At 39.5% G+C, this 26,503-nt stretch carries 22 protein-coding genes and 21 tRNA genes; 8 read left to right on the top strand and 35 right to left on the bottom strand.

The features are described from left to right. Nucleotides 1–23 precede the first annotated feature (23 nt). Complete coding sequence (locus tag CVD27_RS22050) at nt 24–347, bottom strand: hydrolase (protein WP_101650489.1); 324 nt, start codon at nt 345–347, stop codon at nt 24–26. 242 nt (nt 348–589) lie between these two features. Here CVD27_RS22050 and CVD27_RS22045 point away from each other — a divergent pair, with 242 nt between their 5' ends. Continuing rightward, a complete protein-coding gene (locus CVD27_RS22045) occupies nt 590–847 on the top strand; it encodes a DUF6154 family protein (protein WP_098531965.1) in 258 nt (85 codons plus the stop codon). A 110-nt stretch (nt 848–957) separates the two neighbouring features. Then, nucleotides 958–1,128, top strand: coding sequence for a YtzI protein (ytzI, locus tag CVD27_RS22040; protein ID WP_101650487.1), 171 nt, complete (start codon nt 958–960; stop codon nt 1,126–1,128). Nucleotides 1,129–1,167: 39 nt separating this feature from the next. On the opposite strand, the gene CVD27_RS22035 is transcribed toward ytzI, so the two are convergent. Continuing rightward, nucleotides 1,168–1,641: an S-ribosylhomocysteine lyase gene (locus CVD27_RS22035; RefSeq protein WP_101650485.1), complete on the bottom strand. Its 474-nt coding sequence runs from the start codon at nt 1,639–1,641 to the stop codon at nt 1,168–1,170. Nucleotides 1,642–1,787: 146 nt separating this feature from the next. Between CVD27_RS22035 and yidD the strand changes: the two genes are divergently transcribed. Then, nucleotides 1,788–2,015 carry a membrane protein insertion efficiency factor YidD gene (yidD, locus tag CVD27_RS22030; RefSeq protein ID WP_219621326.1) on the top strand — a complete coding sequence of 76 codons (228 nt, stop codon included), beginning with the start codon at nt 1,788–1,790 and terminating at the stop codon, nt 2,013–2,015. On the opposite strand, the gene CVD27_RS22025 is transcribed toward yidD, so the two are convergent. Further along, nucleotides 2,012–2,578 (bottom strand): beta-class carbonic anhydrase, encoded by a 567-nt coding sequence (locus CVD27_RS22025; protein ID WP_101650481.1) that lies wholly within the window; start codon nt 2,576–2,578, stop codon nt 2,012–2,014. The genes yidD and CVD27_RS22025 overlap by 4 nt on opposite strands. Nucleotides 2,579–2,775: 197 nt before the next feature. Between CVD27_RS22025 and CVD27_RS22020 the strand changes: the two genes are divergently transcribed. From CVD27_RS22020 to CVD27_RS22005, 4 genes are all read left to right on the top strand, one after another. Further along, on the top strand, nt 2,776–3,711 hold the full coding sequence (locus CVD27_RS22020) for a metal ABC transporter solute-binding protein, Zn/Mn family (RefSeq protein ID WP_101650480.1): 936 nt from the start codon (nt 2,776–2,778) through the stop codon (nt 3,709–3,711). 133 nt (nt 3,712–3,844) lie between these two features. Continuing rightward, nucleotides 3,845–5,206, top strand: coding sequence for a cytochrome ubiquinol oxidase subunit I (locus CVD27_RS22015; RefSeq protein WP_101650477.1), 1,362 nt, complete (start codon nt 3,845–3,847; stop codon nt 5,204–5,206). A 15-nt stretch (nt 5,207–5,221) separates the two neighbouring features. Further along, complete coding sequence (locus tag CVD27_RS22010) at nt 5,222–6,265, top strand: cytochrome d ubiquinol oxidase subunit II (protein ID WP_101650476.1); 1,044 nt, start codon at nt 5,222–5,224, stop codon at nt 6,263–6,265. 82 nt (nt 6,266–6,347) lie between these two features. Continuing rightward, nucleotides 6,348–6,509 carry a DUF1540 domain-containing protein gene (locus CVD27_RS22005; RefSeq protein ID WP_101650474.1) on the top strand — a complete coding sequence of 54 codons (162 nt, stop codon included), beginning with the start codon at nt 6,348–6,350 and terminating at the stop codon, nt 6,507–6,509. A gap of 50 nt (nt 6,510–6,559) precedes the next feature. Here the strand turns inward: CVD27_RS22005 and menC are convergent, their stop codons facing one another. From menC to CVD27_RS21975, 6 genes are all read right to left on the bottom strand, one after another. Continuing rightward, entirely contained in the window at nt 6,560–7,666 is a 1,107-nt protein-coding gene (menC, locus tag CVD27_RS22000) for an o-succinylbenzoate synthase (protein ID WP_101650472.1), read from the bottom strand. A gap of 4 nt (nt 7,667–7,670) precedes the next feature. Then, nucleotides 7,671–9,149 (bottom strand): o-succinylbenzoate--CoA ligase, encoded by a 1,479-nt coding sequence (locus CVD27_RS21995; protein ID WP_101650470.1) that lies wholly within the window; start codon nt 9,147–9,149, stop codon nt 7,671–7,673. A gap of 115 nt (nt 9,150–9,264) precedes the next feature. After that, nucleotides 9,265–10,083, bottom strand: coding sequence for a 1,4-dihydroxy-2-naphthoyl-CoA synthase (gene menB / locus CVD27_RS21990; protein WP_101650468.1), 819 nt, complete (start codon nt 10,081–10,083; stop codon nt 9,265–9,267). Nucleotides 10,084–10,097: 14 nt separating this feature from the next. Further along, on the bottom strand, nt 10,098–10,910 hold the full coding sequence (gene menH / locus CVD27_RS21985) for a 2-succinyl-6-hydroxy-2,4-cyclohexadiene-1-carboxylate synthase (RefSeq protein WP_101650466.1): 813 nt from the start codon (nt 10,908–10,910) through the stop codon (nt 10,098–10,100). After that, on the bottom strand, nt 10,907–12,658 hold the full coding sequence (menD, locus tag CVD27_RS21980) for a 2-succinyl-5-enolpyruvyl-6-hydroxy-3-cyclohexene-1-carboxylic-acid synthase (RefSeq protein WP_101650464.1): 1,752 nt from the start codon (nt 12,656–12,658) through the stop codon (nt 10,907–10,909). The genes menH and menD overlap by 4 nt, the downstream gene beginning before the upstream one ends. Nucleotides 12,659–12,660: 2 nt before the next feature. Next, the gene (locus CVD27_RS21975) at nt 12,661–14,061 is read right to left on the bottom strand and encodes an isochorismate synthase (protein ID WP_101650462.1); all 1,401 of its coding nucleotides are present in this window, start codon (nt 14,059–14,061) and stop codon (nt 12,661–12,663) included. A 346-nt stretch (nt 14,062–14,407) separates the two neighbouring features. Here CVD27_RS21975 and CVD27_RS21970 point away from each other — a divergent pair, with 346 nt between their 5' ends. Continuing rightward, on the top strand, nt 14,408–15,346 hold the full coding sequence (locus tag CVD27_RS21970) for a 1,4-dihydroxy-2-naphthoate polyprenyltransferase (protein WP_101650460.1): 939 nt from the start codon (nt 14,408–14,410) through the stop codon (nt 15,344–15,346). Nucleotides 15,347–15,519: 173 nt separating this feature from the next. Here the strand turns inward: CVD27_RS21970 and CVD27_RS21965 are convergent, their stop codons facing one another. The 26 genes from CVD27_RS21965 to CVD27_RS21840 form a co-directional block, all read right to left on the bottom strand. Further along, a complete protein-coding gene (locus tag CVD27_RS21965) occupies nt 15,520–17,916 on the bottom strand; it encodes a glycogen/starch/alpha-glucan phosphorylase (protein WP_101650458.1) in 2,397 nt (798 codons plus the stop codon). After that, a complete protein-coding gene (gene glgA, locus CVD27_RS21960; protein ID WP_101650456.1) occupies nt 17,906–19,357 on the bottom strand; it encodes a glycogen synthase GlgA in 1,452 nt (483 codons plus the stop codon). Before glgA ends, CVD27_RS21965 begins: the two co-directional genes overlap by 11 nt. Next, entirely contained in the window at nt 19,354–20,385 is a 1,032-nt protein-coding gene (locus CVD27_RS21955; RefSeq protein WP_101650454.1) for a sugar phosphate nucleotidyltransferase, read from the bottom strand. Before CVD27_RS21955 ends, glgA begins: the two co-directional genes overlap by 4 nt. Nucleotides 20,386–20,430: 45 nt before the next feature. Beyond that, nucleotides 20,431–21,576, bottom strand: a complete 1,146-nt coding sequence (locus tag CVD27_RS21950; protein WP_101650452.1) for a glucose-1-phosphate adenylyltransferase — start codon at nt 21,574–21,576, stop codon at nt 20,431–20,433. After that, on the bottom strand, nt 21,527–23,467 hold the full coding sequence (glgB, locus tag CVD27_RS21945) for a 1,4-alpha-glucan branching protein GlgB (protein ID WP_101650450.1): 1,941 nt from the start codon (nt 23,465–23,467) through the stop codon (nt 21,527–21,529). The genes CVD27_RS21950 and glgB overlap by 50 nt, the downstream gene beginning before the upstream one ends. Before the next feature lie 511 nt (nt 23,468–23,978). Continuing rightward, a tRNA-Glu gene (locus CVD27_RS21940) sits at nt 23,979–24,050 on the bottom strand. Between the two features lie 9 nt (nt 24,051–24,059). Continuing rightward, a tRNA-Ser gene (locus CVD27_RS21935) sits at nt 24,060–24,150 on the bottom strand. Nucleotides 24,151–24,161: 11 nt separating this feature from the next. Continuing rightward, nucleotides 24,162–24,236, bottom strand: a tRNA-Asn gene (locus CVD27_RS21930). Nucleotides 24,237–24,271: 35 nt separating this feature from the next. After that, nucleotides 24,272–24,348 (bottom strand) — tRNA-Ile (locus tag CVD27_RS21925). A gap of 6 nt (nt 24,349–24,354) precedes the next feature. Further along, a tRNA-Gly gene (locus CVD27_RS21920) sits at nt 24,355–24,428 on the bottom strand. Between the two features lie 14 nt (nt 24,429–24,442). Continuing rightward, nucleotides 24,443–24,518: transfer RNA gene (locus CVD27_RS21915), tRNA-His, on the bottom strand. Between the two features lie 25 nt (nt 24,519–24,543). Then, nucleotides 24,544–24,619 (bottom strand) — tRNA-Phe (locus tag CVD27_RS21910). Nucleotides 24,620–24,625: 6 nt separating this feature from the next. Beyond that, nucleotides 24,626–24,702 (bottom strand) — tRNA-Asp (locus tag CVD27_RS21905). Between the two features lie 3 nt (nt 24,703–24,705). Then, nucleotides 24,706–24,779 (bottom strand) — tRNA-Met (locus CVD27_RS21900). Nucleotides 24,780–25,108: 329 nt separating this feature from the next. Continuing rightward, nucleotides 25,109–25,201: transfer RNA gene (locus tag CVD27_RS21895), tRNA-Ser, on the bottom strand. A gap of 17 nt (nt 25,202–25,218) precedes the next feature. Beyond that, nucleotides 25,219–25,295, bottom strand: a tRNA-Ile gene (locus CVD27_RS21890). A 25-nt stretch (nt 25,296–25,320) separates the two neighbouring features. Beyond that, nucleotides 25,321–25,397: transfer RNA gene (locus tag CVD27_RS21885), tRNA-Met, on the bottom strand. A 16-nt stretch (nt 25,398–25,413) separates the two neighbouring features. After that, a tRNA-Ala gene (locus CVD27_RS21880) sits at nt 25,414–25,489 on the bottom strand. A 19-nt stretch (nt 25,490–25,508) separates the two neighbouring features. Beyond that, nucleotides 25,509–25,585, bottom strand: a tRNA-Pro gene (locus CVD27_RS21875). A gap of 7 nt (nt 25,586–25,592) precedes the next feature. Then, nucleotides 25,593–25,669: transfer RNA gene (locus tag CVD27_RS21870), tRNA-Arg, on the bottom strand. A gap of 60 nt (nt 25,670–25,729) precedes the next feature. After that, nucleotides 25,730–25,818: transfer RNA gene (locus tag CVD27_RS21865), tRNA-Leu, on the bottom strand. 5 nt (nt 25,819–25,823) lie between these two features. After that, nucleotides 25,824–25,898: transfer RNA gene (locus CVD27_RS21860), tRNA-Gly, on the bottom strand. A 36-nt stretch (nt 25,899–25,934) separates the two neighbouring features. Then, nucleotides 25,935–26,019 (bottom strand) — tRNA-Leu (locus CVD27_RS21855). 35 nt (nt 26,020–26,054) lie between these two features. Then, nucleotides 26,055–26,130: transfer RNA gene (locus tag CVD27_RS21850), tRNA-Lys, on the bottom strand. Nucleotides 26,131–26,289: 159 nt separating this feature from the next. Then, nucleotides 26,290–26,362, bottom strand: a tRNA-Thr gene (locus tag CVD27_RS21845). Nucleotides 26,363–26,400: 38 nt separating this feature from the next. Further along, nucleotides 26,401–26,476 (bottom strand) — tRNA-Val (locus CVD27_RS21840). Nucleotides 26,477–26,503: the final 27 nt, after the last annotated feature.

The following is a 26,503-nucleotide window of genomic DNA, read 5'->3' as shown; positions in this document are numbered from 1 at the left end:
ACTTTAGATTCTCCTCAAAGTGATTATTGATTTTTAGGTAAGATGTTCATGCTTTCTATATGGTTTTTTGCTTCCTGGTCCCCCAGTTCATAGATCATACCATAAACCTGCTGAATCGTACTATCATAGTCGTCGTTCTCTCTGTCATAATGGTATTGAACAAAAGGGACATGGGCTCTAAAAAAGTTCTTCCACTCAGTGGAATAGTTTTGTTCAAACAGCTCTCTCAGCTGTGTAATTTCTTCATCCGTTGCGTTAATTTTAAAGCTCCAAGTGGAACTTGAAGCAGTACTGGCTATTTCACCAGTTCCAACATCTATATAGTAGGCTTTTTTCTGTTGATCCATTACTTCAACCCCTTTTACTGTTTAGTAATGTACAAATAGAGAAATTTTTATTCTTTGTCACATTTCGACTCATTTTTTCGAGGTGAATCCTATATAATAAACATACAACCAAGAAAACAGACTTTTCAGTCAATTCATTTTTTGAAAGGCAGGGATGATTTTATTCTTTTATGGGTATTCAATAAGTAAGTGAATTCACTTCTCGTCCTAAGGGAATATAAATTTATAAAGGAGGTGGAAAAATGAAATTAGTCGATGAATTATATGCGATGTACCGGAACAAGTTAACCGGTGATGAAGAGGATATCGATATGCTGACTTTTGCCTTTTTAGAAGAGATGTCTCATGAAGATTTGCTTGCATTAATTCAAGAGATGGATAAACAAGAACTATATGATTTAATGGGTCTTTATCTGATTGAAAGCTTAAAAGGAAAGTTTGCACAAGAAGAGTACGGACAGCATCGTACACATACTTATTATCCTAGGAATATACATTGAATTTTACATAACACCTGACACCCGGAAGCGGAAGCGCTTCCTTTTTTATATTTTTTTAAAAAATGCCCCTTTTTTCATGGTACAATGTTAAAAAAGGAGGAGTTAAAAACATGTATACGGTCTTAGTCGTTAGTATTATTATTGTTATTGTCGTTTTGCTGCTAGCAGTTACCACTACTTCTAGAGCTTATTCTTATAAACATACAGTTGATTCATTGGACAACAATCCCTATCTTGAAGAGGAAGAAAGACAGAAACAAGAAAATGAAAATAAGGCATAAAAAAATTCCTATTCTCAGTTGAATAGGAATTTTTTTAACTTAAGCAAAAACCTGCTTTAAATCTTCTTTACTATGTTCAAGCCAAAAGCGCATTAGTCGTTTGGCCCCTTCTAAATCATGGAGTTTCGCCTGGCCGCATTGTGTTTCATTTGCAGCAGGAATATCAACGATTTCAACGGCATCTTTCATGGTATCTTCTAGAAGGTCAATGATTTCCTCAACGGTTGGTTCACCGCTTACAACCAAATAATAACCGGTTTGACAGCCCATTGGCGAAATATCAATGATATCAAAATGGTCATACTTTTCGGAGTGCTTACGAATATTAAAGGCAAGTAAATGCTCCAATGTATGAATTGCATCAGGTTTCATTGCCTGTTTATTGGGCTGGCAAAAACGGATATCATATTTATTAACAACACCGTCACTGCCCACTTTGTGAACACCACAATGTCTCACATAGGGGGCTTTAACAGCATTATGATCTAATTCAAAGCTTTCTACTGAAGGCATGTTATTCACTCCTTTGTGTAATCTTTTATCATCATACTATAAAATCCAACTTAATACATCACCATTGTAAGATTTAACAACTTAGACGTTAATTACTAATTATGGTATGTTGTAAGTATCATTCCTGTATTAAAAAGGAGAAAAGTATGTTAAAAAAATTTTTTATTTTACTTATTCGTTTTTATCAAGTAGCGATTTCCCCAATCAAACCGCCTTCATGCCGTTTCTATCCCACATGTTCTCACTATGGACTAGAAGCGATACAACGCTTTGGGGCAATTAAAGGCGGCTGGCTGACTGTTAAACGGATAGCAAAATGCCATCCCTTTCATCGAGGAGGCGTTGATCCTGTTCCGGAAAAAAAACAGGATTAGTTCTTATAACCGTCTACGATTAAATCGAGCTTACCTGTCTTAGGATCAATAACCAAACCATGAACAGGGACTTCCTTCGGCATCAATGGATGATTTTTAATCATATCCACACTGTGCTTGACACTGTCGGTTACACTTTCAAAACCACGCAGCCACTGTTCAATATCGATTCCGGAATATGTAAGAGTTTTTAGCGTTTCTTCAGAAATCCCTCTTTCTTTCATACTCTCAATCACCGGTTCTGCCTTCATTCCGCTCATACCGCAATCGTAATGGGCTATAACCAAAACTTCTTGCGCTTTTAGTTGATATAAAGCAACTAAAATACTGCGCATGACACTTCCAAATGGATGTGATACTAGTGCCCCTGCATCCTTAATAATCTTAGCATCTCCATTTCCCAAATTTAACGCCTTAGGAAGCAGCTCTAATAGTCTAGTATCCATACAAGTAAGGATGACCATCTTTTTGTTTGGGAATTTGGTTGTTTCATACTTCTCATATTCGTGGTCTTCTACGAATTTCTGATTAAAATCTAAGATCTCATTTAAAATTTTTGTCATGTCTAATCCCATCCTTTCCTATTAAGCATACATAATATGCCTTGAAGGAAACAAATATTATACTTGCAATTCGGCATTTTTTTTTGTAAGATACTAATGGAAATCGGAATCGTTCCGTATTATACGAAATTTTCTTTTGAGAGTTCCAAAAATTTTTATGCAGCAAATCGTAATAAATCCGATTTAAAGGAGTACCTATGAAAAAATTTATTCTAATTCTTTCTTTCTTACTGCCGTTAAGCTTAATTTTATCCGCCTGTACGAATGGAAAAAATCAATCTAAGGAAAAGAAAGAACAATTAAATGTCTATACCACTGTTTTTCCATTACAATATTTTACTGAACAAATTGGCGGTAAATATGTTAACGTAAAAACAGTTTATCCTCCTGGAGCAGATGAACATACTTTCGAACCATCGCAAAAAGATATGATGAATTTGGCAGATTCAGACTTATTTTTCTATATTGGGCTTGGTTTAGAAGGGTTTGTAGAAAAGACAAAAGACACATTAAAAGATGAAGATGTTGAGCTTGTACCGACAGCAGAACATCTCAAGCTGCCAAAGGATACTCACTCTGAAGAGGATGGCGAAGACCATGGTTCTAGTGATATTAATCCTCATGTTTGGCTGGATCCGGTTTATTCTAAGGAAATGGCTGCAGTTATTCGCGATCATCTAATAAGTAAAATGCCGCAAAACAAAGACTTTTTTAATAAAAACTATGAAAAACTTGCTTCTGAGTTAGATGATCTAAACAATCGATACCAACAGACAATATCAAAGGCTAAACACAAGAAAATGATGGTCACTCATGCGGCTTTTGGCTATTGGGAAACACGGTACGGCCTAGAACAAATTAGTATCTCAGGTCTATCAACAACCAATGAGCCTACTCAAAAACAACTTGAAAAGATTATTTCTACTGCGGAACATGAAGGTATTCATTATGTTCTTTTTGAACAAAACGTTCAATCAAAACTAGGCAAAGTAGTCCAGCAGGAGATGGGTGCAAAGGCCCTGCCTATTCATAACCTTGCCATCCTATCTAAAGAAAATCTAAAACATAAAGAAACCTACTTTACCCTAATGGACGCTAACCTAAAAACCTTAGAAACAGCCTTGAATAATTAACATTTAACCTCCCAAAGATTCGGGAGGTTTTTTTGTTTTAAAAAAATTATAGTTTTTTTGGAAAGAATTACATAGGAATCCTCTGCCTGCAAACAATAAATTCATATGTGTCTGAACAGAAAGGAAGAATTACATGAGTGATTTAGTCATTGCTAGGAGTTTGTTTGGTACAACAATGGGGTTTCATATTATTTTCGCGACCATTGGAGTAGGTCTGCCATTAATGATATTGACAGCAGAACTTCTTTATCAAAAAACGAAGGATATCGAGTATGTGGTTATGGCAAAAAGATGGACAAAAGCTTTTGCCGTCCTTCTCGGAGTAGGAATTCCAACCGGTACAATTGCAGGGGTGCAATTATCCCTTCTATGGCCCGGATTCATGGAGGTTATTGGAAGAGTCATGCCGCTGCCATTTCAAATTGAAATCTATGCCTTTTTTATTGAGGCTTTATTTATGTCGATTTATGTTTACGCAGCTGAACGGATTGCTCCATGGATGCGGATTACAAGCCTGGTCCTAGTTGCAATCGGCGCGATGGGCTCCGCCGTTTTAATTACAAATGTCCATGCCTTTGAAGGAACACCTGCTGGTTTTGATATTGTGGATGGAAAGATTGTGGATATTGACCCATGGGCTGCATTTTTTAACCCAAGCTTCTTCGTGACAGCAGGGCATGTCGCTTTGTCTGCCTATACAACTGGGGCCTTTATCGTAGCAACTGTTTCCGCTTATAAAATGTTAAAAGCTGAGGCCACTTCCAGGGTCTATCAATTTCATCAAAAAGCATTGCTGTTAAGTTTAGTCGTCGGAGGCGTTTTTTCGTTGTTAACCGCCCTGAACGGTCATGAATCAGCTCAATATTTACATAGATACCAGCCAGAAAAGCTTGCCGCTGCTGAAGGCTTATTTGAAACGCAATCGCATGCTCCCCTAACGGTAGGGGGACTTACAGATAGGGAAACGGAATCCGTCAAGTGGGGAATCGAGATTCCTTGGGCTTTAAGCTTTTTAGCAGGAAACAGTTTTGATACAGTTGTGAAAGGCTTGAATGACTTCCCTGAAAAATATTGGCCGCCATTGTTTGTACACACTTTATTTAATGCCATGGTTGGGGTGGGTTCTCTATTAATTTTGATATCTTTCCTTGGTCTGGCAATAAAAAAAGTTCTGAAAAAGAATACTTTTCCGAAATGGTTAATGTGGCTGTATGTGGCATCAGGTCCACTAGCTGTTTTAGGTATTGAGTTTGGCTGGATTTTTGCCTGTACTGGACGGCAGCCATGGACGATCTATCGAATTCTGTCCACAGCCGATTCAGTGACATCATCTACAAACCTTGGCATCCTCTTTGCCCTTTTCACATTTGTTTATGTTATTCTGGCTTTCTCCGTTCTTTTTGTGCTTAGATATTACTTTAAAAAGAATTCCGTTGTCGATGACCTAAACCGGGCCGATCAAAAGGGAGTGCCATTATTTAGTTCAAATTCTTAAGGAGGTGGGACAAACATGTTGGATGTCTATCTTGCGGTAACAGTCCTATGGGGATTTGTGTTTATCTATGCTGTTATGGCAACAATGGATTTTGGCGCAGGCTTTTGGTCCATGTTTTATATCAATCGAAAAAAAACCACTGCCACGAATATAGCCAACCGATACCTCTCCCCTACATGGGAGGTAACGAATACCTTTATTGTTGCTTTGGTCGTAGCGGTATATAGCTTGTTTCCAAGGGGTGCCTATACACTTGGAACCATTCTATTAATACCAGGAAGTCTCATCCTTTTACTCCTATCGATTCGAAGTGCCTTTTTGGTTTTTTCTCATATTGCAGATGAATACAAAAAGCCTCTCACCTATATCTCGGGGATCTGCGGTATATTTATTCCAGGTCTGTTGATAAGTGTTCTTCCTATTACACATGGACACTATGTCAATTTTTCAAACAACCGGCAAACATTGGATTTAGCCGGGCTGTTTAGCAGCCCCAATGAGTATGCATTTTTTGGGTTTGCCATTTCAAGTACTTTATTTCTTTCCTCCCTTTTGTTGGCTGATTATTCAAAAGCATCGGAGGAATTTGAAGCGTACTATGTATACCGCCGGGATGCATTATTCATCGGCCCGGTCTCCTTATTAATGGCGTTTTTGATTATGATTACATTAAAATCAGAAGCTGCTTGGATTTATAACAAGATGTTAAATGACTTGCCATTTCTATATTTATCACTGGCTTGCTTCTTAATTGGAGGATTGGGTTTATTACTGCCTTCCTCGAAAACTAAAATAAAAGGCTGGCCCCGTTTATCAGTTATTGCCATTACTGTCCAATATTTATTGGCTAGCTATGTCTATGGTAAAGCCCATTTACCCTATATCGTCTATCCCGAGGTAACGATCCATTCAGCGTTTACAGATCCCAATTCTTTTCGTGCCATCTTTGTTACCTATATTGTCGGTTTTGCCATCCTTTTCCCGGGTTTTATTTACTTTTGGAGCCTGTTTATGAATGATAAACGATATCTCAAGCAAATTAAATTGGGGAGAAAATAATCTCCCCTTTTCTGGAAAGGATAATACACTTTAATCTTTCAAATGCTATGGTTGTATCCATAAATTAAAGGAGTGATACAAAATGGCAAAAGATGTTCTTTGTGAGGTAAATAACTGTACATTTTGGGCAAATGGAAATAGATGTAATGCTGACCGAATTTATGTTGTTAGCCATACAGGCGAAACGGCTGATAATAGCAGAGAAACGGATTGTAAAACATTTGAGCCTGCAGCACTGTCGTAATTAAACTAAAAGGTGAATCAGAACGCTTTCTGATTCACCTTTTTCTCTATTCAGAATCGAAATGATTTTTTGAATAATAACGTTTCTTTCAGCCTTTTCTCATTAATGTCCACTCCAATACCAGGAGAGTCAGGCACCTTAATAAAACCATTTTCTACTTGTACCTCAGGTAAAATAATATCTTCTTCCCAAAAGCGGTTCGATGCAGAGATATCACCAGGGATGGTGAACCCTGGCAATGAAGCGAGGGCAATATTATGAGCTCGTGAAATCCCGAATTCGATCATTCCGCCACACCAAACAGGAATATTCCGGGCAAAGCAGTAATCATGGATTTGTTTGGCTTCATAAAGACCGCCTACTCGGCCAACTTTAATATTAATTACCTGACAACTGCCTAATTCGATTGCCTTTCTTGCATCATCAAAGCTGGCTATACTTTCATCTAAGCATATTGGTGTCTTGATCTCTTTTTGCAAAGCAGCATGTTCAATGATATCGTCATGGGCAAGAGGCTGCTCAATCATTAAAAGATTAAATTCATCCAATGCCTTAAGGCGGTCTAAATCCTTCAAAGTATAGGCAGAATTAGCATCAGCCATAATCGGGAGCTCCGGATAGGTTTTTCGAATTTCTTTTAAAAAAGCATAATCTTGTTCAGGATTAATTTTTACTTTAAATCGTTGGTACCCCTCTTCAACATACTGTTCAATCTGCTTTAATGCATGAATTGTGGAGTCTGTTGCAACCACTACTCCTGATGCTATTTCGGAACGAGAACCACCAAGAATGGCCGATAAGGAGGAAGATAACTGTTTTGAATATAAATCCCATAGGGCTGTTTCTATGGCTGATTTCGCCATATGATTCCTTCTAATGGATTTAAAAAGAAGGGCTGCCTCCTCTGGATGCTTTATAGGCTGTTTTTTCAATAAAGGAATGAGCAGGTCTGTGAGCATATGTAAACTGGTTGTGACCGTCTCTTCGGTATACCAAGGGGTTGAAAAAGCAACGCCTTCTCCATACCCTGTGAGACCGTCTTTGTCCGTTATCTTTACGATGATCCCTTCTCGGTCGGTCACTGCTCCTAAGTGCGTTAAAAAAGGGGACTTTAAGGGCATTTGGATAATATAAAGCTCAATAAGAGCCAATTTCATACTCTTACACCCACTCTCGCAATTTTCTCCGCAGCAATTTCTTCGCCGCATTTCTTGGAAGTTGTTCGATAAAATAAAAAGCCTTTGGCACCTTATATTTAGCCAGACGTTCTAGGCAAAATTGCTGTAGCTCCTCAATGGAAACATGGATTCCTTCCTTTTTTACAATAAAGGCTGCAGGAACCTGTCCCCATTTCTCATCGTTTATTCCAGTTACTCCTGCATCAATTACAGCTGGATGTGCAATTAAAGCGGCCTCGATTTCAGCAGGATAGATATTTTCACCACCTGAAATGATTAAATCACTTCGTCGATCTTTTACGTATAAAAAACCTTCCTCGTCTAAGCAGCCAATATCTCCTGTATAAAACCAGCCATGGCGGATTTTTTCTATCGTAGCTTCAGGCCGATTTAAATATCCCGGAGTAACATTGGGTCCTTTTACGATAATTTCACCATCCGTTCCCGATTTTGCGTCCTCTCCATTTTCAAGCTCAATCCTAAGCTGGGAAGGAAATAATGGTTTTCCTGCTGATCCTAATTTTTTCAGACTGTCTTCTGGTGATAATGTGACAATTTGTGAGGAGGTCTCCGTCATTCCGTACGATTGAAAAACAGGGATTTCTTTTTTCACACATGCCTCTAATAATGGTAATGGTGCAGGTCCCCCACCCAGCAGCATACAGCGAAAAAAGTTCGGTAATCGTCTATCCTCCAGTGCTTCAACAATTTGGGTTAACATCGTACCAACTACTGACATGATCGTTACCTTTTTTAACTGGATATCTTTTATCGTTCGTTCCACATCAAAATGTTCATGAAGAACCATGGGCATCCCATAAATAACACTGCGCATTAGGATAGAAAAACCACTTATATGAAAGAGAGGGACGGAACAGAGCCAGCAATCACTTTCCATTGTTCCAAGATTTAGGGCAGAGCCTGTGGAACTCCACCAATGGTTCCCAAAGGTTTGCATCACACCCTTTGGATATCCGGTCGTACCTGAAGTATACATAATTGTACAAATTTCATTAAGATTGATTTCTTCTTGAATCACAGGTTCCTCTGGTTCGATTTGAGATAATTTGGACTTAGTAATGGTCATTAATGGGTGATGCTGTTGATTAATAACCATTTCGGTCTCCTCATAGGTATCTTCCAGAATGAGAAATGATGCCTTTGAGTCCTTTAATTGCCATACAAGTTCTGCCGGAGTCAGGCGATTATTTAGGATAACAGCTCTAACACCAAGCAGCTGAAGTGCAAATAAAATCACGACAGTATCCAAATGATTTTTTAATAAAATGCCTGCGAACTGCCCTTTTCTCAAGCCAAGAGCTTGGAGCCTCCCGCTTGCTTTTACAGTCCGTTCATATAACTCATTAAACGTTAAAGCTTGTTCTTGAAAATAAATGGCTGTCCGATTTGGAGTCAGATGAGCTCGTTTAATTAATAAGTTAGGCATCGTTTCATTTTGCATTTTATTAATACCCTTTCTTTTACGGTCTAGCTTGTGCACCTGGCACTTTAAGCTTTTCTATATAAAAACAGCCTGATGGAGCAAACCATCAAGCTGTGTGGTAAAACAATTTTCATCAAGGAAAACGAGGGAATTGACCAAAGTCTGGCTTACGTTTTTCTTTAAAGGCATCGCGGCCTTCTTTTGCTTCATCCGTAGTGTAGTAAAGCAAAGTAGCATCACCAGCAAATTGTTGAATACCAGCTAGGCCATCGGTATCGGCATTAAAGGCTGCTTTTAAGAAACGAAGAGCTGTTGGACTTTTCTCTAGCATTTCTTCACACCACTTAATGGTCTCTTCTTCTACTTGCTCTAACGGCACCACAGTGTTTACCAAGCCCATATCTAATGCTTCCTGAGCGTTGTATTGACGGCATAGGTACCAAATTTCACGGGCCTTTTTATGGCCTACAATTCTCGCTAAATAGCCAGAACCGTAACCAGCATCAAAGCTTCCAACTTTTGGTCCTGTTTGACCAAAAATAGCATTATCAGCCGCAATGGTTAGGTCACATACAACATGTAACACATGACCTCCGCCAATTGCATATCCTTTTACCATCGCTACAACAGGTTTTGGAGTGACACGAATCAAGCGCTGTAAGTCTAAAACATTTAAGCGCGGAATTTGGTCATCGCCCACATATCCTCCATGACCTCTAACCTTTTGATCTCCACCGGAGCAAAATGCCTTATCTCCAGCGCCTGTTAGTACAATAACGCCGATACTTGAGTCATCACGTGCGTATGCAACAGCATCGATTAATTCCATAACAGTCTTTGGCGTAAAAGCATTATGTACATGTGGACGGTTAATGGTTATTTTTGCAATCCCATTATAAGTTTCATATAAAATTTCTTCATATTTTTTTCCTGGAATCCATTCTACTGCCAAAAAAATCTCCTCCTTTATTCTTCAGTTGACAAAAAGTCACTTACTATTGTACCAAACTTTTCTGGTTCTTCCACGTGAATTGCATGTCCACAATTTTTAACGACCATCCATTTGACTTTTTTTAATCTAAGTACCATTTTTTCAGCAATCTGACAAAACTTCAGGTCTTCCTGACCCGTTAGAATCAAAACATCACTGTTTAATTGGTCTAGACGATCCCAACAAGATGGCTGAGACCCGGTCCCCATCCCAAGTAAACTATTGGAGAGGCCTTGAGGAGAATTGCTTAATCGCTGTTCTCTTATTTTTTTCTGTACTGATGCGGGAAGTTTTTTCATACTAAAAAACAGAGGAATGTTCTCCCAATAATCAACAAAAGACGTCATTCCCTTGTCTATTATAAATTTTGCAAGTTTTGCGTCGTTCATACAGCGAAGTTCTCTTTCGCTCTCTGTTTGAAGACCAGGTGAGGTGCTTTCCAAGATTAACCTACGGACCCGGTTTGGATAAAGCAAGGCAAATGTTAACGCAAGTCTGCCCCCCATCGAATAGCCAAGCAAGTCTATTTGGTTCACACCAATTTGGTCAAGAATGATATTTAAGCTGTCCGCCATAGATTCAATTTGATAATGTTTCAGCTCTTCAGGAGAATCCGATTTCCCATGCCCAATAATATCTGGGACAATTAACCTCGAGTGCCTGCTCCATTCTTCAAAAAAGGATGACCACGTGGATGCATCCCCTGTAAAGCCATGGAGTAAAACAAGCGGAATCCCATCGCCACAAATCTTCACATGATAGCGAATTCCGTCGATAACAACAATCATCCTTTCGCCTCATTGACAAGATTAGATATTTCCCGGGAAACAGAAAGCCAAAAATCACGATGTTCATCACGATTTCTGTCTCTATTTGTATTAATTTCATACACATGAATACCCTTTTGATTCTTGCTCTGCTCCAATAAAGTTCCAAGGTGATCCCAATCAATTATTTTGGTGTATTGGCCATTAAACATTTTAACTGCATGCTCGAAGTCAATATTTAACGGTGTGCCAAATAGTAGTTCAAAATGTTTAGGATGTTCGGATTGTGGAAGGAAGGAGAAAATTCCGCCTCCATTATTGTTAATCACAATAATTTGAATATCAATATTATAAAGCTTGGCCGCAATCAAACCGTTTAAGTCATGGAAGAAGGTTAAATCACCTAAAACCAAATATAAAGACCTTGTATAAACAGCAGCACCTATTGCCGTCGAAACGGTACCATCAATCCCATTTGCCCCTCGATTGGCCATCAATTTAATTGATTTATTATTACTTAAGAAAAAGCTATCTAAATCCCTAATAGGCATACTGTTACCTACAAATAGAGTAGATTCTTCAGGCAACAAGTCTGCTAATTGATTAAACAACTTTCCTTCGCTCAATTCCGTTACATCACGGATAACTGTCATATTTTCTTTGGTTAACTGATTGATCTTTTTCCAATCCTCTAAAAACCTTGGAGACGTGTTAGTGTCTAAATAGGTTAATAATTTTTCACAAAAAATGGTTTCATTGCAAAAGATCATGTTAGTAGATAATGCTGAAGGGTCACGCCAGCCACCGCCACCATCCACTACAAATTGATCAGCCAAATGATTTTCTTTCAAAAATATGGTTAGAGCTTTAGAAACAGGCATCGCCCCAAATCTTAAAACAACATCAGGCTTTAGAAAAGTCTTGGCATCCTTATTTCTTAAAAAGGTATCATACGCTTCGATAATATCTTCTAATTCATGTTCACCGCTTCGTAATTGCGATAACGGGTCCGCTAAAATGGGATAATTTAATCTGTCAGCAAGTGATGTGACCGCTTTCGCAAACTTCTCATCCGAAATATTACCGCAAACAATAATCCCCTTTTCTTTTTCATTCAAAAACTCTGCTATTTCTTTAAACACTTCGTCCCTAACATCTAAGTGGCTATTATGGACCTTAACATATCCTTTGGGACGTTCAGAAAGTTCAAAGAGAGTTTTATCCATTTTTGGAATAAGCGGTTCACGAAAAGGAAAGTTCAAATGAACTGGTCCAGCCGGTGTCTGGGTTGCAATAGCTGCTGCACGGGCACAAATCGTTCTCGCATAACGGATCATTTCATTGCTTTTTTCCGGGAGAGCCATGTCTGCAAACCATTTCACGTGATGGCCATATAAATGAAGCTGATCGATCGCCTGCGGCGCCCCTACTTCTCTTAGTTCATGAGGTCTGTCTGCTGTTAGGATCAAAAGCGGAACACGTGAATATTTTGCCTCCACAATGGCAGGAAAATAATTCGCCGCTGCTGTACCTGAAGTACACAAAATGGCAACCGGTTTATTTTTAGCCTTTGCAATACCTAAGCCAAAGAAAGCTGCAGAACGTTCATCTACATGAATATGAACATTTAAATCCGGGTGTTCCGCCATGACCATTGCCATTGGAGTGGACCTAGAACCAGGGCTTACTACCACATCTGTAACACCCGTTAAAACAAGTTCTGCAACAAACGCTGCAATATAAGCTGTTAATGATTCTTGATGATTCATAATTATTTTCCTCCAAGAGCCCGAAGCATTGGTCTAAACTTTAAAGCTGTTTCCAAATACTCCTCTTCAGATTTAGAATCGGATACCACTCCACACCCGGCAAACAAGGAAGCTTCTTTGCCTTGAATAAGTCCTGAGCGAATCGCTACTGCGAACTCACCATTTTGCTGATAATCCACCCAGCCGAGCGGGCCTCCGAATAAGCCCCGGTCCAGTACTTCTACTTCTCTAATTTTTTCTACAGCTAAATTTTGGGGCAGGCCGCCAAGAGCAGGAGTTGGATGGAGTTTCTCTACAAGTAATAAAAGAGATGTGTTGGGGCCACATTTTCCAATTACGGGTGTATAGAGATGTTGAATATCTCTCATTTTCATTAACTGAGGTTTCTTCGGCAGAATAACCTCTTCACATGATTGCTCTAATGCTTCCTTAATCATTTCAACCACAAAACCGTGTTCGATCAGATTTTTTTGGTCCGTTAAAAGTGTTTGTCCTAGGATTTGGTCTTCTTCCTCTGTTTTACCACGTGAAATAGACCCTGCCAAACAGGTTGAATAGACTTCAGGCCCTTGCTTCTTTATAAGCCGCTCAGGTGAGGCCCCAATAAAGCAATCTCCATGCGATTCAAATGCAAAAATATAGCTTGCTGGCTGCTGTTGGTAAAGACTTTCAAGAACTGCTTCCGCTTCAACCTGTGAAGTAAAGACAAGTCTTAGCTCACGAGCCAGTACCACTTTCTTTAAAGGACCCTTTGTTAATTCCTTCACAACACCTTCAACCGTTTGCTTCCATCGTTCAGGAAAAACTTCAACCTTACTATTTATTAAAGGAGTTTTTAAATTTATTTGGTTTCGTAATGAAAGCAGCAGCTGATTTCTTTCTTCCATAATTTTGCTATATAATGATATATCATCATTTGATGTGAAGATAATATTGGTTGTTAAATAGGTTTCCCCATGAACAATACTCAATAAAAATTTAGGTATGTGAAATAGAGAATCTGCAAATTTGGACCAAAGCTCTGTTTTCTCTTTAAAAGGATCAAAGGAAAAACCTCCAAACATCAGCGGTCCAACACCATCAACTTTATATTGATTAAAAATGAAACTGTCCTTTAAAAAGCTTCTCCATTCTTTTTCAACATGAAAAAAGCGGTCAGCAGCCTGATCCGATTGAATTTGCTTTGAAATTCCCAGTCCTATTAGAACCATCTCGCTCGCCGGATCTTTCCAAAAAAAACGTTCCCCGAAATAGCGGTCTCCTCCAGCATTAAAAAAGGATAGTGGATTAGTCGTGTCCATTTTATGAACTTCACTCATTAAAATAGGCCGGCCTAATTCTCTAGCCCGATTAACTCCTAAAAGACCCCTTTCTCTTATTTCTGTTTCTTGAATGGTAATCAAACAAATCCCTCCAAAACAGCCGAAATGACTGTTATCCATTCATCTTAAAGCCTATTCTAAGATACTACTCCCATTGTGATTAAGTCAACAATACTTGTCACTACTTGCCAACTTTATTCCTTATTATATATCAAAACGCTTAAAGAAGGTTGTTGAGCGGTTTTTATACTTTCAGTTTTCCACGGAAAAGCAGAGAATAACCGGACAGGGATTATCTTCTATTTTTGAAAACAAAAATTAATTGACACTCTACATGGAATTCCATACACTAAGGTTTGGGAATACAACCTTAAAGGCTTATAACCTTAATATATAGAGAGAAAATGATAAAAAGGGGGAGAACTGTATGGAGTCAAATATACAGAAAAACTCAAAACAGCCGATTGAAGCAAACCGTGGATTCCAGGTCTGGTGGAAAATGACCCGTCCTCATACTTTAACGGCATCTTTCGTACCAGTTTTACTTGGGACAGCTTTAGCTCTTAAAAACGGACATGTTCACATTGGTCTATTTATCGCTATGCTGATTGCAAGCATGTTAATTCAAGCGGCAACCAATATGTTTAATGAATACTTTGATTACAAAAGGGGATTAGATACTGAAGAATCAGTCGGAATTGGCGGAACCATTGTCCGAGATGGAATCAAGCCAAAAACGGTTCTTAATCTTGCTTTTAGTTTTTATTTGATTTCCTTATTGTTAGGAGTATATATTTGTGCGAATAGCAGCTGGTGGTTAGCCGTTGTGGGCATTGTATGTATGGCGGTTGGGTATTTTTATACCGGAGGCCCTGTTCCTATTGCCTACACACCTTTCGGAGAAATTCTTTCTGGATTTTTCATGGGGATGCTGATTATTTTAATCTCCTTCTTTATTCAAACTGGTACAGTAGATAGTTCAAGTATTCTTTTATCCGTGCCTAGTATGGTTTTAGTTGGTATGATTATGCTGTCCAATAACATCCGTGATCTTGATGGTGATAAAGAAAATGGCCGTAAAACCGTAGCCATTTTATTAGGTAAAAAGAAGGCTATTTATTTATTAGCAATTATGTTTACTTTTTCATATGTTTGGATTTTGGGACTTATTATCAGTGGTATTGCTCCATTGTGGACAGCCATTGTCATTTTAAGTGTTCCAAAACCAATTAAAGCAATAAAAGGATTTATTGAAAATAATGTACCGCTAAAAATGGCACCTGCCATGATCGCAACCGCACAAACCAATACTATTTTTGGGTTCTTACTTGCGATTGGGATCTTTATTGGTAATTTCTTTTCATAAAGAAAAGCTTCTGTCTCACGACAGAAGCTTTTTCTAATTTAGGCAGGTTAAACCTGGATGTTGATTTCCGCTCCAGGAGCTTCGCTTTCTGCGGGAGTACGGAGCAGGAGTCTCGCTCCTTCCACTCCAATCAACATCGTTACCAAATCAACAAATGACCTTTTACACGGCATTTATTTTAGGGACTTAATTCCCCAGATATCGTCCGCGTATTCTCTAATGGTTCGATCGCTTGAAAAATAGCCGGCTTGAGCAATATTGGTTAAACTCATCTTCTGCCATTGAGCTTTGTCTGTAAATGTTTCACCAATTTGCTCCTGTATTTTTGCATAAGAGGCGAAATCTTTTAAGACAAAATATTGATCGTTTTCCTCCAGCAAGGAATCAAATATTGGTTCAAACTCGTTATTAACACCAGCAAAGAATCCATTTACAAGTTGGTCAACCGCCTGACGGATTCGATAGTCATGATGATAATACTCTCTGGATTGGTAGCCCCCATGCTGATAATAGTGAAGGACTTCGTCTGCCGTTAAACCAAAAGTAAAGATATTTGATGGGCCGACTAATTCCTTAATTTCAATATTTGCCCCATCGAGAGTGCCAACTGTTAGGGCACCGTTAATCATAAATTTCATATTACCTGTACCCGAGGCTTCTTTACTTGCAGTAGAAATTTGCTCACTTACATCTGAGGCTGGGAAAATTTTTTCAGCTAATGAAACTCGATAATTTTCAAGGAAAACCACCTTTATTTTATCCCCAACCCTCGGGTCATTATTAATTTGTTCAGCAACAGTATTAATAAGTTTTATAATCTTTTTTGCATAATAATAACCAGGAGAAGCCTTAGCTCCAAAAATAAACACCCTTGGGACAATGGAATAACTAGGATCCTCTTTAATTCTGTTATATAGGTGCATGATATGTAACACATTTAACAGCTGACGCTTGTATGCATGCAGCCGTTTAACCTGTACATCAAAAATCGCCCCAGTGTCCACTTTAACACCGGTCTTATCTAGAATAATATCCGCGAGCCTTTGTTTATTATCATTTTTTATCTTTAAAAGCTGATCTAAGAAGGTTGAATCATTTTGAAAGTTAAGCAAATGAGTTAGCTCCTCGGCAGATGACATCCAAGAAGGCCCAATTGCATCTGTTATAAGGGATGATAATTTGGGGTTTGCTTTCAACAGCCAGCGGCGGTAAGCGATACCGTTTGTTTTATTATTAAATTTCTCCGGGTAGAGTTGATAGAATTGATTCATTTCCCGCTTCTTTAGAATTTCGGTATGCAGCTTTGCCACTCCATTAACACTAAAGCTTCCAACAATAGCTAGATGTGCCATTTTAACGAAATTATCCGCTATGATGGCTAAATCACTAATTCTTTTCCAATCACCAGGGGTTTGTTCCCAAAGTTCACGGCAAAAACGCTCATTGATTTCTTCAACAATCATATAGATTCTAGGGAGTAATGGTTGAAAAATATGAATCGGCCATTTCTCAAGAGCCTCTGATAATGTGGTATGATTGGTATATGAGATAGTATTCTTCGTTATATGCCATGCCTGCTCCCATTCATACCCTTCCTCGTCTATTAAAATCCTCATGAGTTCAGGAATAGCTAATACAGGGTGGGTATCATTGATATGGATACATACATGTTCATTCAGTTGATTTAAACTAGCATGTTGTTTTCGGTACGTTTTTAAAATGGATTGAATACTTGCGGATACTAAAAAGTATTGCTGCTTCAATCTTAAAATTTTCCCCTCATCATGGGTATCATCCGGATATAAAAATTCGGAAATTGATTCTGTTTCACGTTTATATTTTAATACATCTGCATGAATCGGAAATTGAGTTGGCTCAGCATTCCATAGCCTTAATGTATTAACCGTTTGTGTTTTATATCCGATAACCGGCATATCATGAGGAACTGCTGTAACCGTTTCAACATTAAGATGGTGAAAGACAAGCCTCCCATCCTCCATCTTTGCTTCGACTTTCCCCCAGAACGGAACTTTCACAGCACTGTCCAATTTACGAATTTCCCAGACATTACCGCTTCTAAGCCATTGCTCCGGAAGTTCAACCTGGTAACCATCTACTATTTTCTGCTCAAACAGTCCATGCTTATATCGGATACCATGTCCATGTCCCGGCAAATTAAGCGATGCAAGGGAATCCAGAAAACAGGCGGCTAACCTTCCTAAGCCGCCGTTTCCTAGTCCTGCATCACTTTCTAATTCCTCGAGCTCATCCAGGTCAATCCCTAATTCTTTAAGTCCTGCCTGAACCGTTTCCTCTACACCTAAATTAATTAAATTCTGCCTTAATAACTTACCTAATAAATATTCAATAGAGAGATAGTAAACCTGCTTCCCCTGGGCTGCAAGATATCGCTCATTCGTCTCAATCCAATCATTACTTACAAACTCCCGAATCATACTGCCCAAGGTCTGATACTGATCCCGGGCAGAACTTTCAGAAAAACTCTTTCCACATAACATTTCAAGTCTTTTAAGAAAGTTATTCTTAAAACTAGCTTTATTAGAAAACATGAGTTTCACTCCTTGAGACGAGCTCTGCATAAAGCTGGCTATAACTAAATGCTGATTGTGCCCAGCTATAGTCCTTTTCCATCGCCTGCTTAACGATCGATTCCCAAACTGGTTTATCCTGATAGAAGCTTAGGGCTCGTTGAATAGTATAAAGCATGTCATGGGCATTAAAGTTTTGGAAAGAGAAGCCATTCCCCCTGCCTGTATATTCATTATATGCCTTGACAGTATCATTTAAGCCCCCTGTCTCACGAACGATAGGTATAGCACCATATCTCATGGCAATCATCTGCCCTAGACCACATGGTTCAAATTGAGAAGGCATTAAAAACAAGTCAGCTGCAGCGTAAAGCTTGTGAGCCAGTTCCTCACTAAAACCAGTATAGACCTTTAATTTATCAGGATATACCCGGGCAGCTTGACGGAAATATTCTTCATACTCATAATCTCCAGTTCCAAGTATGATCACCTGAACCTCTTCCTGCAAAATTTCACGGAGCACATGTCTAACTAAATCAAGCCCTTTTTGTTTGGTCAACCTTGTAATCATAACAAGTAATGGTGTTTCAGGATTCTGTGGCAAGTCAAATTGTTTTTGAATTTCTTTCTTGTTAATTGTCTTATTGGTATACGTGCCAACTTTATAGTTTTGATAGATTAATGGATCGATTACTGGATTATAAAACTCTTCATCAATACCATTTAATATTCCGATGAGGTCCTCTTTTCTTGCCCTTAATAGTCCATCTAGTTTCTCACCGAAAGTCGGGGTTTGAATTTCCTCTTTATAAGTTGGACTCACAGTCGTAATCTTGTCTGCTGCAACAAGACCGCCCTTCATAAAATTCACATTCCCAAAAAACTCTAAATGTCCCGATTGGAAGGATTGATAATCCAAGCCTAATAAATCCCCTAATACCCCTTTTGGAAAAATCCCTTGGAATTGCAAATTATGGATTGTAAATACTGTGCGAATTAGACCATAGCCTTTACGTTTAAAGTACTCTGTTCTTAAGAGGTAAGGAATCATCGCTGTATGCCAATCATGGCAGTGCAGTACATCCGGATAAAAGTCAAGTTCAGCTATTGCCTCAAGGATAGCCCGATTTAAATAGGCAAATCTTTCACCATCATCAAAATAACCGTATAATCCCTCACGTTTAAAATAGTATTCGTTATCAACGAAATAATAGGTGATCCCTTGATGGGTAAGCTCCTCAATACCACAATATTGATTTCTCCAACCTACGGAAACAGTAAATTCCTTGATTTTTTTCATTTTTTGTTTATATTTTTCAGAAATAGTTCCATATTTCGGAAGGATTACCCTTACATCCGTACCAAGGCTCTTTAGTTCTTTTGGAAGTGACCCGGCAACATCAGCAAGTCCCCCAGATTTTGCGAATGGGCCACATTCCGATACAGCAAATAAGATTTTCACGAGTTCATCAGCGCTCCTTGTTTCGTTCCTTTACGAATAACGTATGGGGCATGTGCTGTACCTACTAAATATGTACCTGCTTCTACCCTTACATCCTTATCTAAAATAACGGAATCTAAATGACAGTTTTCCTCGATTTGACACTTTTGCATAATAATACAGTTCTTTATCACTGCACCTTTGCCAATCTTTACTCCTCGAGCAACAATACTGTTTTCAACTGTCCCACTAATATGACATCCGTTTGCTATCATTGCATTTTTGACAATGGACTCTTTGATATACTTAGTTGGTGGTTCGTCCTTAACCTTTGTAATAATCGGCTGGTCTTTTAAGAATAATTGCTTCCATATTTGTGGATCGAGCAATTTCATACTGGTAGAGAAATAGCTGTCTATTGAATCTATTATTACGGCATACCCCTTATATTCGTAATGACAAATCGAATACTTTTCAGAAAGATCAGTAACAACATCCTTCATACAGGTGTAACCTGTCTCATGTCTTGTTTCTATCAAATTGATAAGCAGCGATGTTTTAATTAAATACATTTCCATTGAACGTCCGTCCTGGTGACGGATTTCTGTAATATCGCACTTTGCCTCATTGTGCCATTCTAAAATTGGTCGGAATTCCATATTACTAATGGTATTACAGTTTGAGATAATGGCATACTCCTGTGTGCTTCGGTAAAAATAATCGATATTAGCAGCAAAATGTTCGAACGATCCAACTTTATTTTCATCACTATCAACAATCGGGGATGGGAAGAAGAAAAGACCATCTCTTTTGCGATTCAAATCCCAGTTTTTCCCCGAACCTAAATGATCCATGAGGGAACGGTATTGCATCTTTGGAAAAATCGCCACACTGCGAATTCCTGAGTTAACCATATTGGAAAGAACAAAATCAATAATACGGTAGCGGCCTCCAAATGGCAGTGCTGCGAGTGGGCGGTGAACCAGTAAATCCTCTAAATCTTCGTGGTAGATTGTAGCATCAATAACACCTAATAACTTTCTTTTCACTCCATATTCCCTCCTGCTTTTCTATTTAAATATCCATCCTTTTTTCTATATTGCTGGATAAAGTTCGTTTAACATTTCTTCAGTTACGAGTATGATCTCATCATCCAAGGAGCGAATCACTGTCCCGTCCGGTATTTTAACATCTCCAGGTATAATTGCTTTTTCTATTAAACAATTATTACCAATATCAGCATCAGGCATAATGACGGACTCTTTAATAATAGAGTTTTTCCCTACTGTTACGCCTTGGAATAACACAGATTTATCTATATTTCCTTCAATTGTACAGCCCTCATTTATCAGGGACTCTCTTACAATAGCATCTGGAGAGATATATTGCGGAGGCTGGTTCGGGTTAACAGAATAGATTCTCCAATCATTATCGAATAAATCCAATTCACAATCTTCTCCTAGTAGATCCATATTGGCTTCCCACAAACTTTGTACAGTACCAACGTCCTTCCAGTAACCTTTAAACGGATAAGCATACAATTTTTTATGTTCATCTAAGAGCATCGGGATGATGTCTTTCCCAAAATCATGACTGGAATTTGGTTCGCGGTCATCCATCTCTAAATATTCCTTCAGTATATTCCAGTTAAAAATATAAATACCCATGGAGGCTAGGTTATTTTTTGGATTGATTGGCTTTTCTTCAAATTCCGTAATTCTCATTTCTTCGTTGGTATTCATAATACCAAAACGGCTCGCTTCAGCCCATGGAACCTCTATTAAGGAAATCGTAGCATCAGCCCTTTTTTCGATATGGTAGTCAAGCATACTTTCATAGTTCATTTTATAAATATGGTCACCTGAAAGGATTAAAACGTATTCCGGCTGGTATTGCTTTAAATAATTTAAATTTTGAAAAATGGCACTAGCGGTTCCGGTATACCATTTAACCTCTGAAGACTCGGCATATGGAGGCAGAACTGTTACACCACCGTCTTTGCGATCAAGGTCCCAGGCGCTGCCTATCCCAATATAAGAATTTAATAAAAGCGGTTGGTATTGGGTTAAAACCCCAACAGTGTCAATGCCAGAATTGGCACAATTGCTTAATGTAAAGTCGATAATTCGGTATTTCCCCCCAAAAGGTACAGCAGGCTTTGCTAGTTCTTTTGTTAGTGAGTTCAGTCTGCTACCTTTCCCTCCTGCTAACAGCATGGCTACGCACTTTTTCTTTACCATTACCTTTTCTCTCCTTCCGCTTTTTAACTGGCCTAATAATTTGAAACCCGAACGGGGGAATCGTAATCTCGAATGAAAACGGCTGACCATGATAAGGCTCTTCAGATGCTAAAATGGTCTTCTTATTCATCAATCCCGCCCCACCGAACTCGAGGTAATCACTATTAAAAATTTCACGATATTCGCCTGCTTTGGGCGCGCCAATTTTATAAATTGGATACTCTACACCCGTAAAGTTGCAGACGATAATCAGGATATCTTCTTCCTTTTTTCCTTTTCTTATAAAGGAAAAAACAGATTGGGAACTGTTGTTAACATCAATCCATTCAAAACCTTCTTGCAAATGGTCTAATTCATATAGTGCCTTTGAACGTTTATATAATTTAGTTAATACTTTTACATATGAGTTTAATTTGCGGTGCATGTCATAATCCAGTAAATTCCAATCGAGTTGTTCTTTGTCCTTCCACTCCGCAAATTGGCCTAATTCAAATCCCATGAATAATAATTTTTTTCCAGGATGGGCAAACATATAGCCAAGCAGCAGCCTCAGCTGGGCAAACTTTTCCCAATACTCTCCAGGCATTTTGTCTAGCAGTGATTTTTTCCCATGAACCACTTCATCATGTGAAAATGGGAGCATAAAGTTCTCAGAAAAAGCATATAACAGTGAAAACGTTACCTTTGAATGGACCTTTGATCTGAAATAAGGCGGAGTTTCCATATATGTAAGCATGTCATTCATCCAGCCCATATTCCATTTGTAGTCAAATCCTAGACCGCCGTAGTGTACTGGCGCTGTTACTTGAGGATATTCCGTAGAGTCTTCCCCAATCATAAGAAAATGAGGATCGAAATCATGTACTTCTTTATTCAATTTTTTTAAGAAATTAATTCCAAAGGGATTTTCTCTCTTTCCGTAAGTGGTATCTGGCCAATAAATGATATTTGCGACGGCATCCATACGAAAACCATCAATATGGAAGTAATCGATCCAAAATAAAGCATTTGAAATTAGGAAGCTTTGGACTTCTCCTTTTCCTAAATCAAAATTAGCTGTTCCCCATACTGCATTTTCTCTATCATACTCCGTGCTGTATGAGTAAATATGTGTGCCATCAAATCGATAAAGTCCGTGGGCATCTTTGCAAAAATGTCCTGGTACCCAATCGAGAATGACACCGATTCCCTGCTGATGGCACTGGTCCACAAAGTATCTAAAGTCATCAGGGGTCCCATATCTTGAAGTTAAAGAGAAATACCCTGTTCCCTGATAGCCCCATGAGGCATCAAGCGGGTGCTCGATGAGTGGCAATAATTCTATGTGGGTAAACCCATGCTCTATTACATAAGGGATAAGTTCTGCTGCTAGTTCCTTGTAAGTTAAGTAACTGCCATCCTCTTTTTTCTTCCACGATCCTGCGTGGACTTCATAAATAATTGCTGGATCCGATAAAACATTCTTTTTTTCTTTACGACTCAGCCAGTGACTATCCTGCCAATCATATTCTTTTAAGGAATATACAATGGAAGCGGTGTGGGGCCTTAATTCTGAAAAGAATGCAAACGGGTCAGCTTTAAGGAGCTTTTCACCTGTAGAAGTAATAATCTCATACTTATAAATGCAGCCTTCTAGATTTTGATTAATAACAACAATCCAGACTCCTTCATCGTTTACCTTTTGCAGTTCATATCCTTCACCATTCCAGTTATTAAAATTTCCCGTGAGCCGGACCTTAACGGCATTAGGAGCCCAGACGCAAAATCGTGTATAGACTTTATCGGAATCTTTAAAGATATGAGCGCCAAAAAGCTGATGACTCTGGAAGAAGCTGCCTTCATGAAACAAATGCAGCTGATAATCTGTCGGAAATAGTGTATTCACCGTCATGGCTCTCCTCATCTCATTGAAAATATGTATGTTCATTGACCAATTATAAGTGCAAATGGTGCATATGCCTCGTAAAACTTTTTTATCTTTTCTGACAATATTCGATTTATACCATCACAAAATATCAATACCCGACATCATACGACACTAAACATCAAATTTCCCTTCACTATTCGACAATAATCTAGTATCTTTTTTAAAATTTTTTTAAAAGATAAGCGTTAAAAAGCTATTTTTTCAATAATAAAAACCATAGTAAAAAATTTAAGTAAAAATCGGTAAATGTAAACGGTATCAATGTTTCCTAACGAATTGGAGTTTATATTAAATTATATTAAAATAATGAATTCTGAGGAAAAAGTGGTTCATAAGCCCTATATAATGGTACAAAAGGAGTCAGGATAGGTTTCAAAAGCCAGTCCATTATTTTCTTAGACAACTGGGGATTTTTAAAGTATTTATAAGAAAAAACGCAAAAAAACTGATAACAATTGTTATCAGTTTTTTTATATGACCCCTACGGGATTCGAACCCGTGTTACCGCCGTGAAAGGGCGGTGTCTTAACCGCTTGACCAAGGGGCCTTTATTTTATGGCGGAGAAGGAGGGATTTGAACCCTCGCGCCGGTTACCCGACCTACACCCTTAGCAGGGGCGCCTCTTCAGCCACTTGAGTACTTCCCCATAAAATAAAATGGCTCCGCAGGTAGGACTCGAACCTACGACCGATCGGTTAACAGCCGATAGCTCTACCACTGAGCTACTGCGGAACAATTGTAAGTTATTTTGCTTTCGCAAAAAACTATGGTGGGCCTAAATGGACTCGAACCATCGACCTCACGCTTATCAGGCGTGCGCTCTAACCAGCTGAGCTATAGGCCCATAATTTGGAGCGGGTGATGGGAATCGAACCCACTACATCAGCTTGGAAGGCTGAGGTTTTACCAGTAAACTACACCCGCAAATTTTTTAAAAATGGGGCGGCTGATGGGAATCGAACCCACGAATGTCGGAACCACAATCCGATGCGTTAACCACTTCGCCACAACCGCCATACATATTAAATTATCAAATTGATGGTGGCTCAGGACGGAATCGAACCGCCGACACAAGGATTTTCAGTCCTTTGCTCTACCGACTGAGCTACTGAGCCAACATATGGCGGTCTGGACGGGACTCGAACCCGCGACCTCCTGCGTGACAGGCAGGCATTCTAACCAACTGAACTACCAGACCGGATTGCGGGGACAGGATTTGAACCTGCGACCTTCGGGTTATGAGCCCGACGAGCTACCAGACTGCTCCACCCCGCGATAATAAAAGATATAAAGTTTGGAGTATGCTCCATGTTTTGTTACTGACTGTCCCCATCTCAGTATGCTTATCCAAGCAGAAGCTCGATGGGTACAACTCGCAGATTATTCATTGTAGCAACGCTCGTTGCTCCACCCCGCGATAATAAAAGGTATAAAGTTTGGAGTATGCTCCATGTTTTGTTACTGACTGTCCCCATCTCAGTATGCTTATCCAAGCAGAAGCTCGATGGGTACAACTCGCAGATTATTCATTGTAGCAACGCTCGTTGCTCCACCCCGCGATAATAAAAAGTATTAAGTTTGGATATTAATCCAATGAGATAATATGGCGGAGGAAGAGGGATTCGAACCCCCGCGCGGTTTAACCCGCCTGTCGGTTTTCAAGACCGATCCCTTCAGCCGGACTTGGGTATTCCTCCATACAATATTAAGCTACTGGTGGACCTTGTAGGACTCGAACCTACGACCGGACGGTTATGAGCCGTCTGCTCTAACCAGCTGAGCTAAAGGTCCAAGTTAAAGTATTTATCATTATAACTGGTAGCGGCGGAGGGGATCGAACCCCCGACCTTACGGGTATGAACCGTACGCTCTAGCCAGCTGAGCTACACCGCCATTTTACAATTTAAATTGGTGGAGTCTAGGGGGATCGAACCCCTGACCTCCTGCGTGCAAAGCAGGCGCTCTCCCAGCTGAGCTAAGACCCCATATTGTATAAGTAGTTCATGGTCGGGAAGACAGGATTCGAACCTGCGACCCCTTGGTCCCAAACCAAGTGCTCTACCAAGCTGAGCTACTTCCCGTAAAATATGGCGCGCCCGAAAGGAGTCGAACCCATAACCTTCTGATCCGTAGTCAGACGCTCTATCCAATTGAGCTACGGGCGCATAAAATTGTTTGTTATTTCGCTAGTGCAAAAATTGTTTATTTTACTTCGTAAAAAAACTTGGTGCCGAGGACCGGAATCGAACCGGTACGGTAGTCACCTACCGCAGGATTTTAAGTCCTGTGCGTCTGCCAGTTCCGCCACCCCGGCACTTTTGGAGCGGAAGACGGGATTCGAACCCGCGACCCCCACCTTGGCAAGGTGGTGTTCTACCACTGAACTACTTCCGCATATATGGTAAGTTATTTTGCTAGCGCAAAAAACTATGGTGCGGGTGAAGGGAGTCGAACCCCCACGCCTTGCGGCGCCAGATCCTAAGTCTGGTGCGTCTGCCAATTCCGCCACACCCGCATATTTGAAAGTTATTTTGCTAGCGCAAAAAACTATGGTGAGCCATGAAGGACTCGAACCTTCGACCCTCTGATTAAAAGTCAGATGCTCTACCGACTGAGCTAATGGCTCAAACTAAATTAGTACCCTACAACAAGATTACATTGTCAGATGTCCCCGCCTCAGAAAGCTTATTCAAGAAGCGGCTCGACGTGTACAACTCGCAGTCAATTCATCGAAGTGTTGCTCGTTGCTCTACCGACTGAGCTAATGGCTCGTACAATGAAAAGGTGCCGGCTAGAGGACTTGAACCCCCAACCTACTGATTACAAGTCAGTTGCTCTACCAATTGAGCTAAACCGGCGTATATTGAAGATTAATTTCACTATTGTGAAAAAATGATGGTGGAGGATGACGGGATCGAACCGCCGACCCTCTGCTTGTAAGGCAGATGCTCTCCCAGCTGAGCTAATCCTCCATATAAAGCCTGGCAACGTCCTACTCT

It is taken from the genome of Neobacillus cucumis (assembly GCF_002860255.1).
Classification (GTDB): Bacteria; Bacillota; Bacilli; order Bacillales; family Cytobacillaceae; genus Neobacillus; species Neobacillus cucumis_A.
The sequence above is the reverse complement of the archived record's forward strand: the minus strand, read 5'-3'. Positions and strand labels throughout refer to the sequence as shown.

Coding starts and splice junctions, on each gene's coding strand:
- CVD27_RS22050 (WP_101650489.1), bottom strand. CDS start 347: ATGGATCAACAGAAAAAAGCCTACTATATAGATGTTGGAACTGGTGAA.
- CVD27_RS22045 (WP_098531965.1), top strand. CDS start 590: ATGAAATTAGTCGATGAATTATATGCGATGTACCGGAACAAGTTAACC.
- ytzI (WP_101650487.1), top strand. CDS start 958: ATGTATACGGTCTTAGTCGTTAGTATTATTATTGTTATTGTCGTTTTG.
- CVD27_RS22035 (WP_101650485.1), bottom strand. CDS start 1,641: ATGCCTTCAGTAGAAAGCTTTGAATTAGATCATAATGCTGTTAAAGCC.
- yidD (WP_219621326.1), top strand. CDS start 1,788: ATGTTAAAAAAATTTTTTATTTTACTTATTCGTTTTTATCAAGTAGCG.
- CVD27_RS22025 (WP_101650481.1), bottom strand. CDS start 2,578: ATGACAAAAATTTTAAATGAGATCTTAGATTTTAATCAGAAATTCGTA.
- CVD27_RS22020 (WP_101650480.1), top strand. CDS start 2,776: ATGAAAAAATTTATTCTAATTCTTTCTTTCTTACTGCCGTTAAGCTTA.
- CVD27_RS22015 (WP_101650477.1), top strand. CDS start 3,845: ATGAGTGATTTAGTCATTGCTAGGAGTTTGTTTGGTACAACAATGGGG.
- CVD27_RS22010 (WP_101650476.1), top strand. CDS start 5,222: ATGTTGGATGTCTATCTTGCGGTAACAGTCCTATGGGGATTTGTGTTT.
- CVD27_RS22005 (WP_101650474.1), top strand. CDS start 6,348: ATGGCAAAAGATGTTCTTTGTGAGGTAAATAACTGTACATTTTGGGCA.
- menC (WP_101650472.1), bottom strand. CDS start 7,666: ATGAAATTGGCTCTTATTGAGCTTTATATTATCCAAATGCCCTTAAAG.
- CVD27_RS21995 (WP_101650470.1), bottom strand. CDS start 9,149: ATGCAAAATGAAACGATGCCTAACTTATTAATTAAACGAGCTCATCTG.
- menH (WP_101650466.1), bottom strand. CDS start 10,910: ATGATTGTTGTTATCGACGGAATTCGCTATCATGTGAAGATTTGTGGC.
- menD (WP_101650464.1), bottom strand. CDS start 12,658: ATGAATCATCAAGAATCATTAACAGCTTATATTGCAGCGTTTGTTGCA.
- CVD27_RS21970 (WP_101650460.1), top strand. CDS start 14,408: ATGGAGTCAAATATACAGAAAAACTCAAAACAGCCGATTGAAGCAAAC.
- CVD27_RS21965 (WP_101650458.1), bottom strand. CDS start 17,916: ATGTTTTCTAATAAAGCTAGTTTTAAGAATAACTTTCTTAAAAGACTT.
- CVD27_RS21950 (WP_101650452.1), bottom strand. CDS start 21,576: ATGGTAAAGAAAAAGTGCGTAGCCATGCTGTTAGCAGGAGGGAAAGGT.
- glgB (WP_101650450.1), bottom strand. CDS start 23,467: ATGACGGTGAATACACTATTTCCGACAGATTATCAGCTGCATTTGTTT.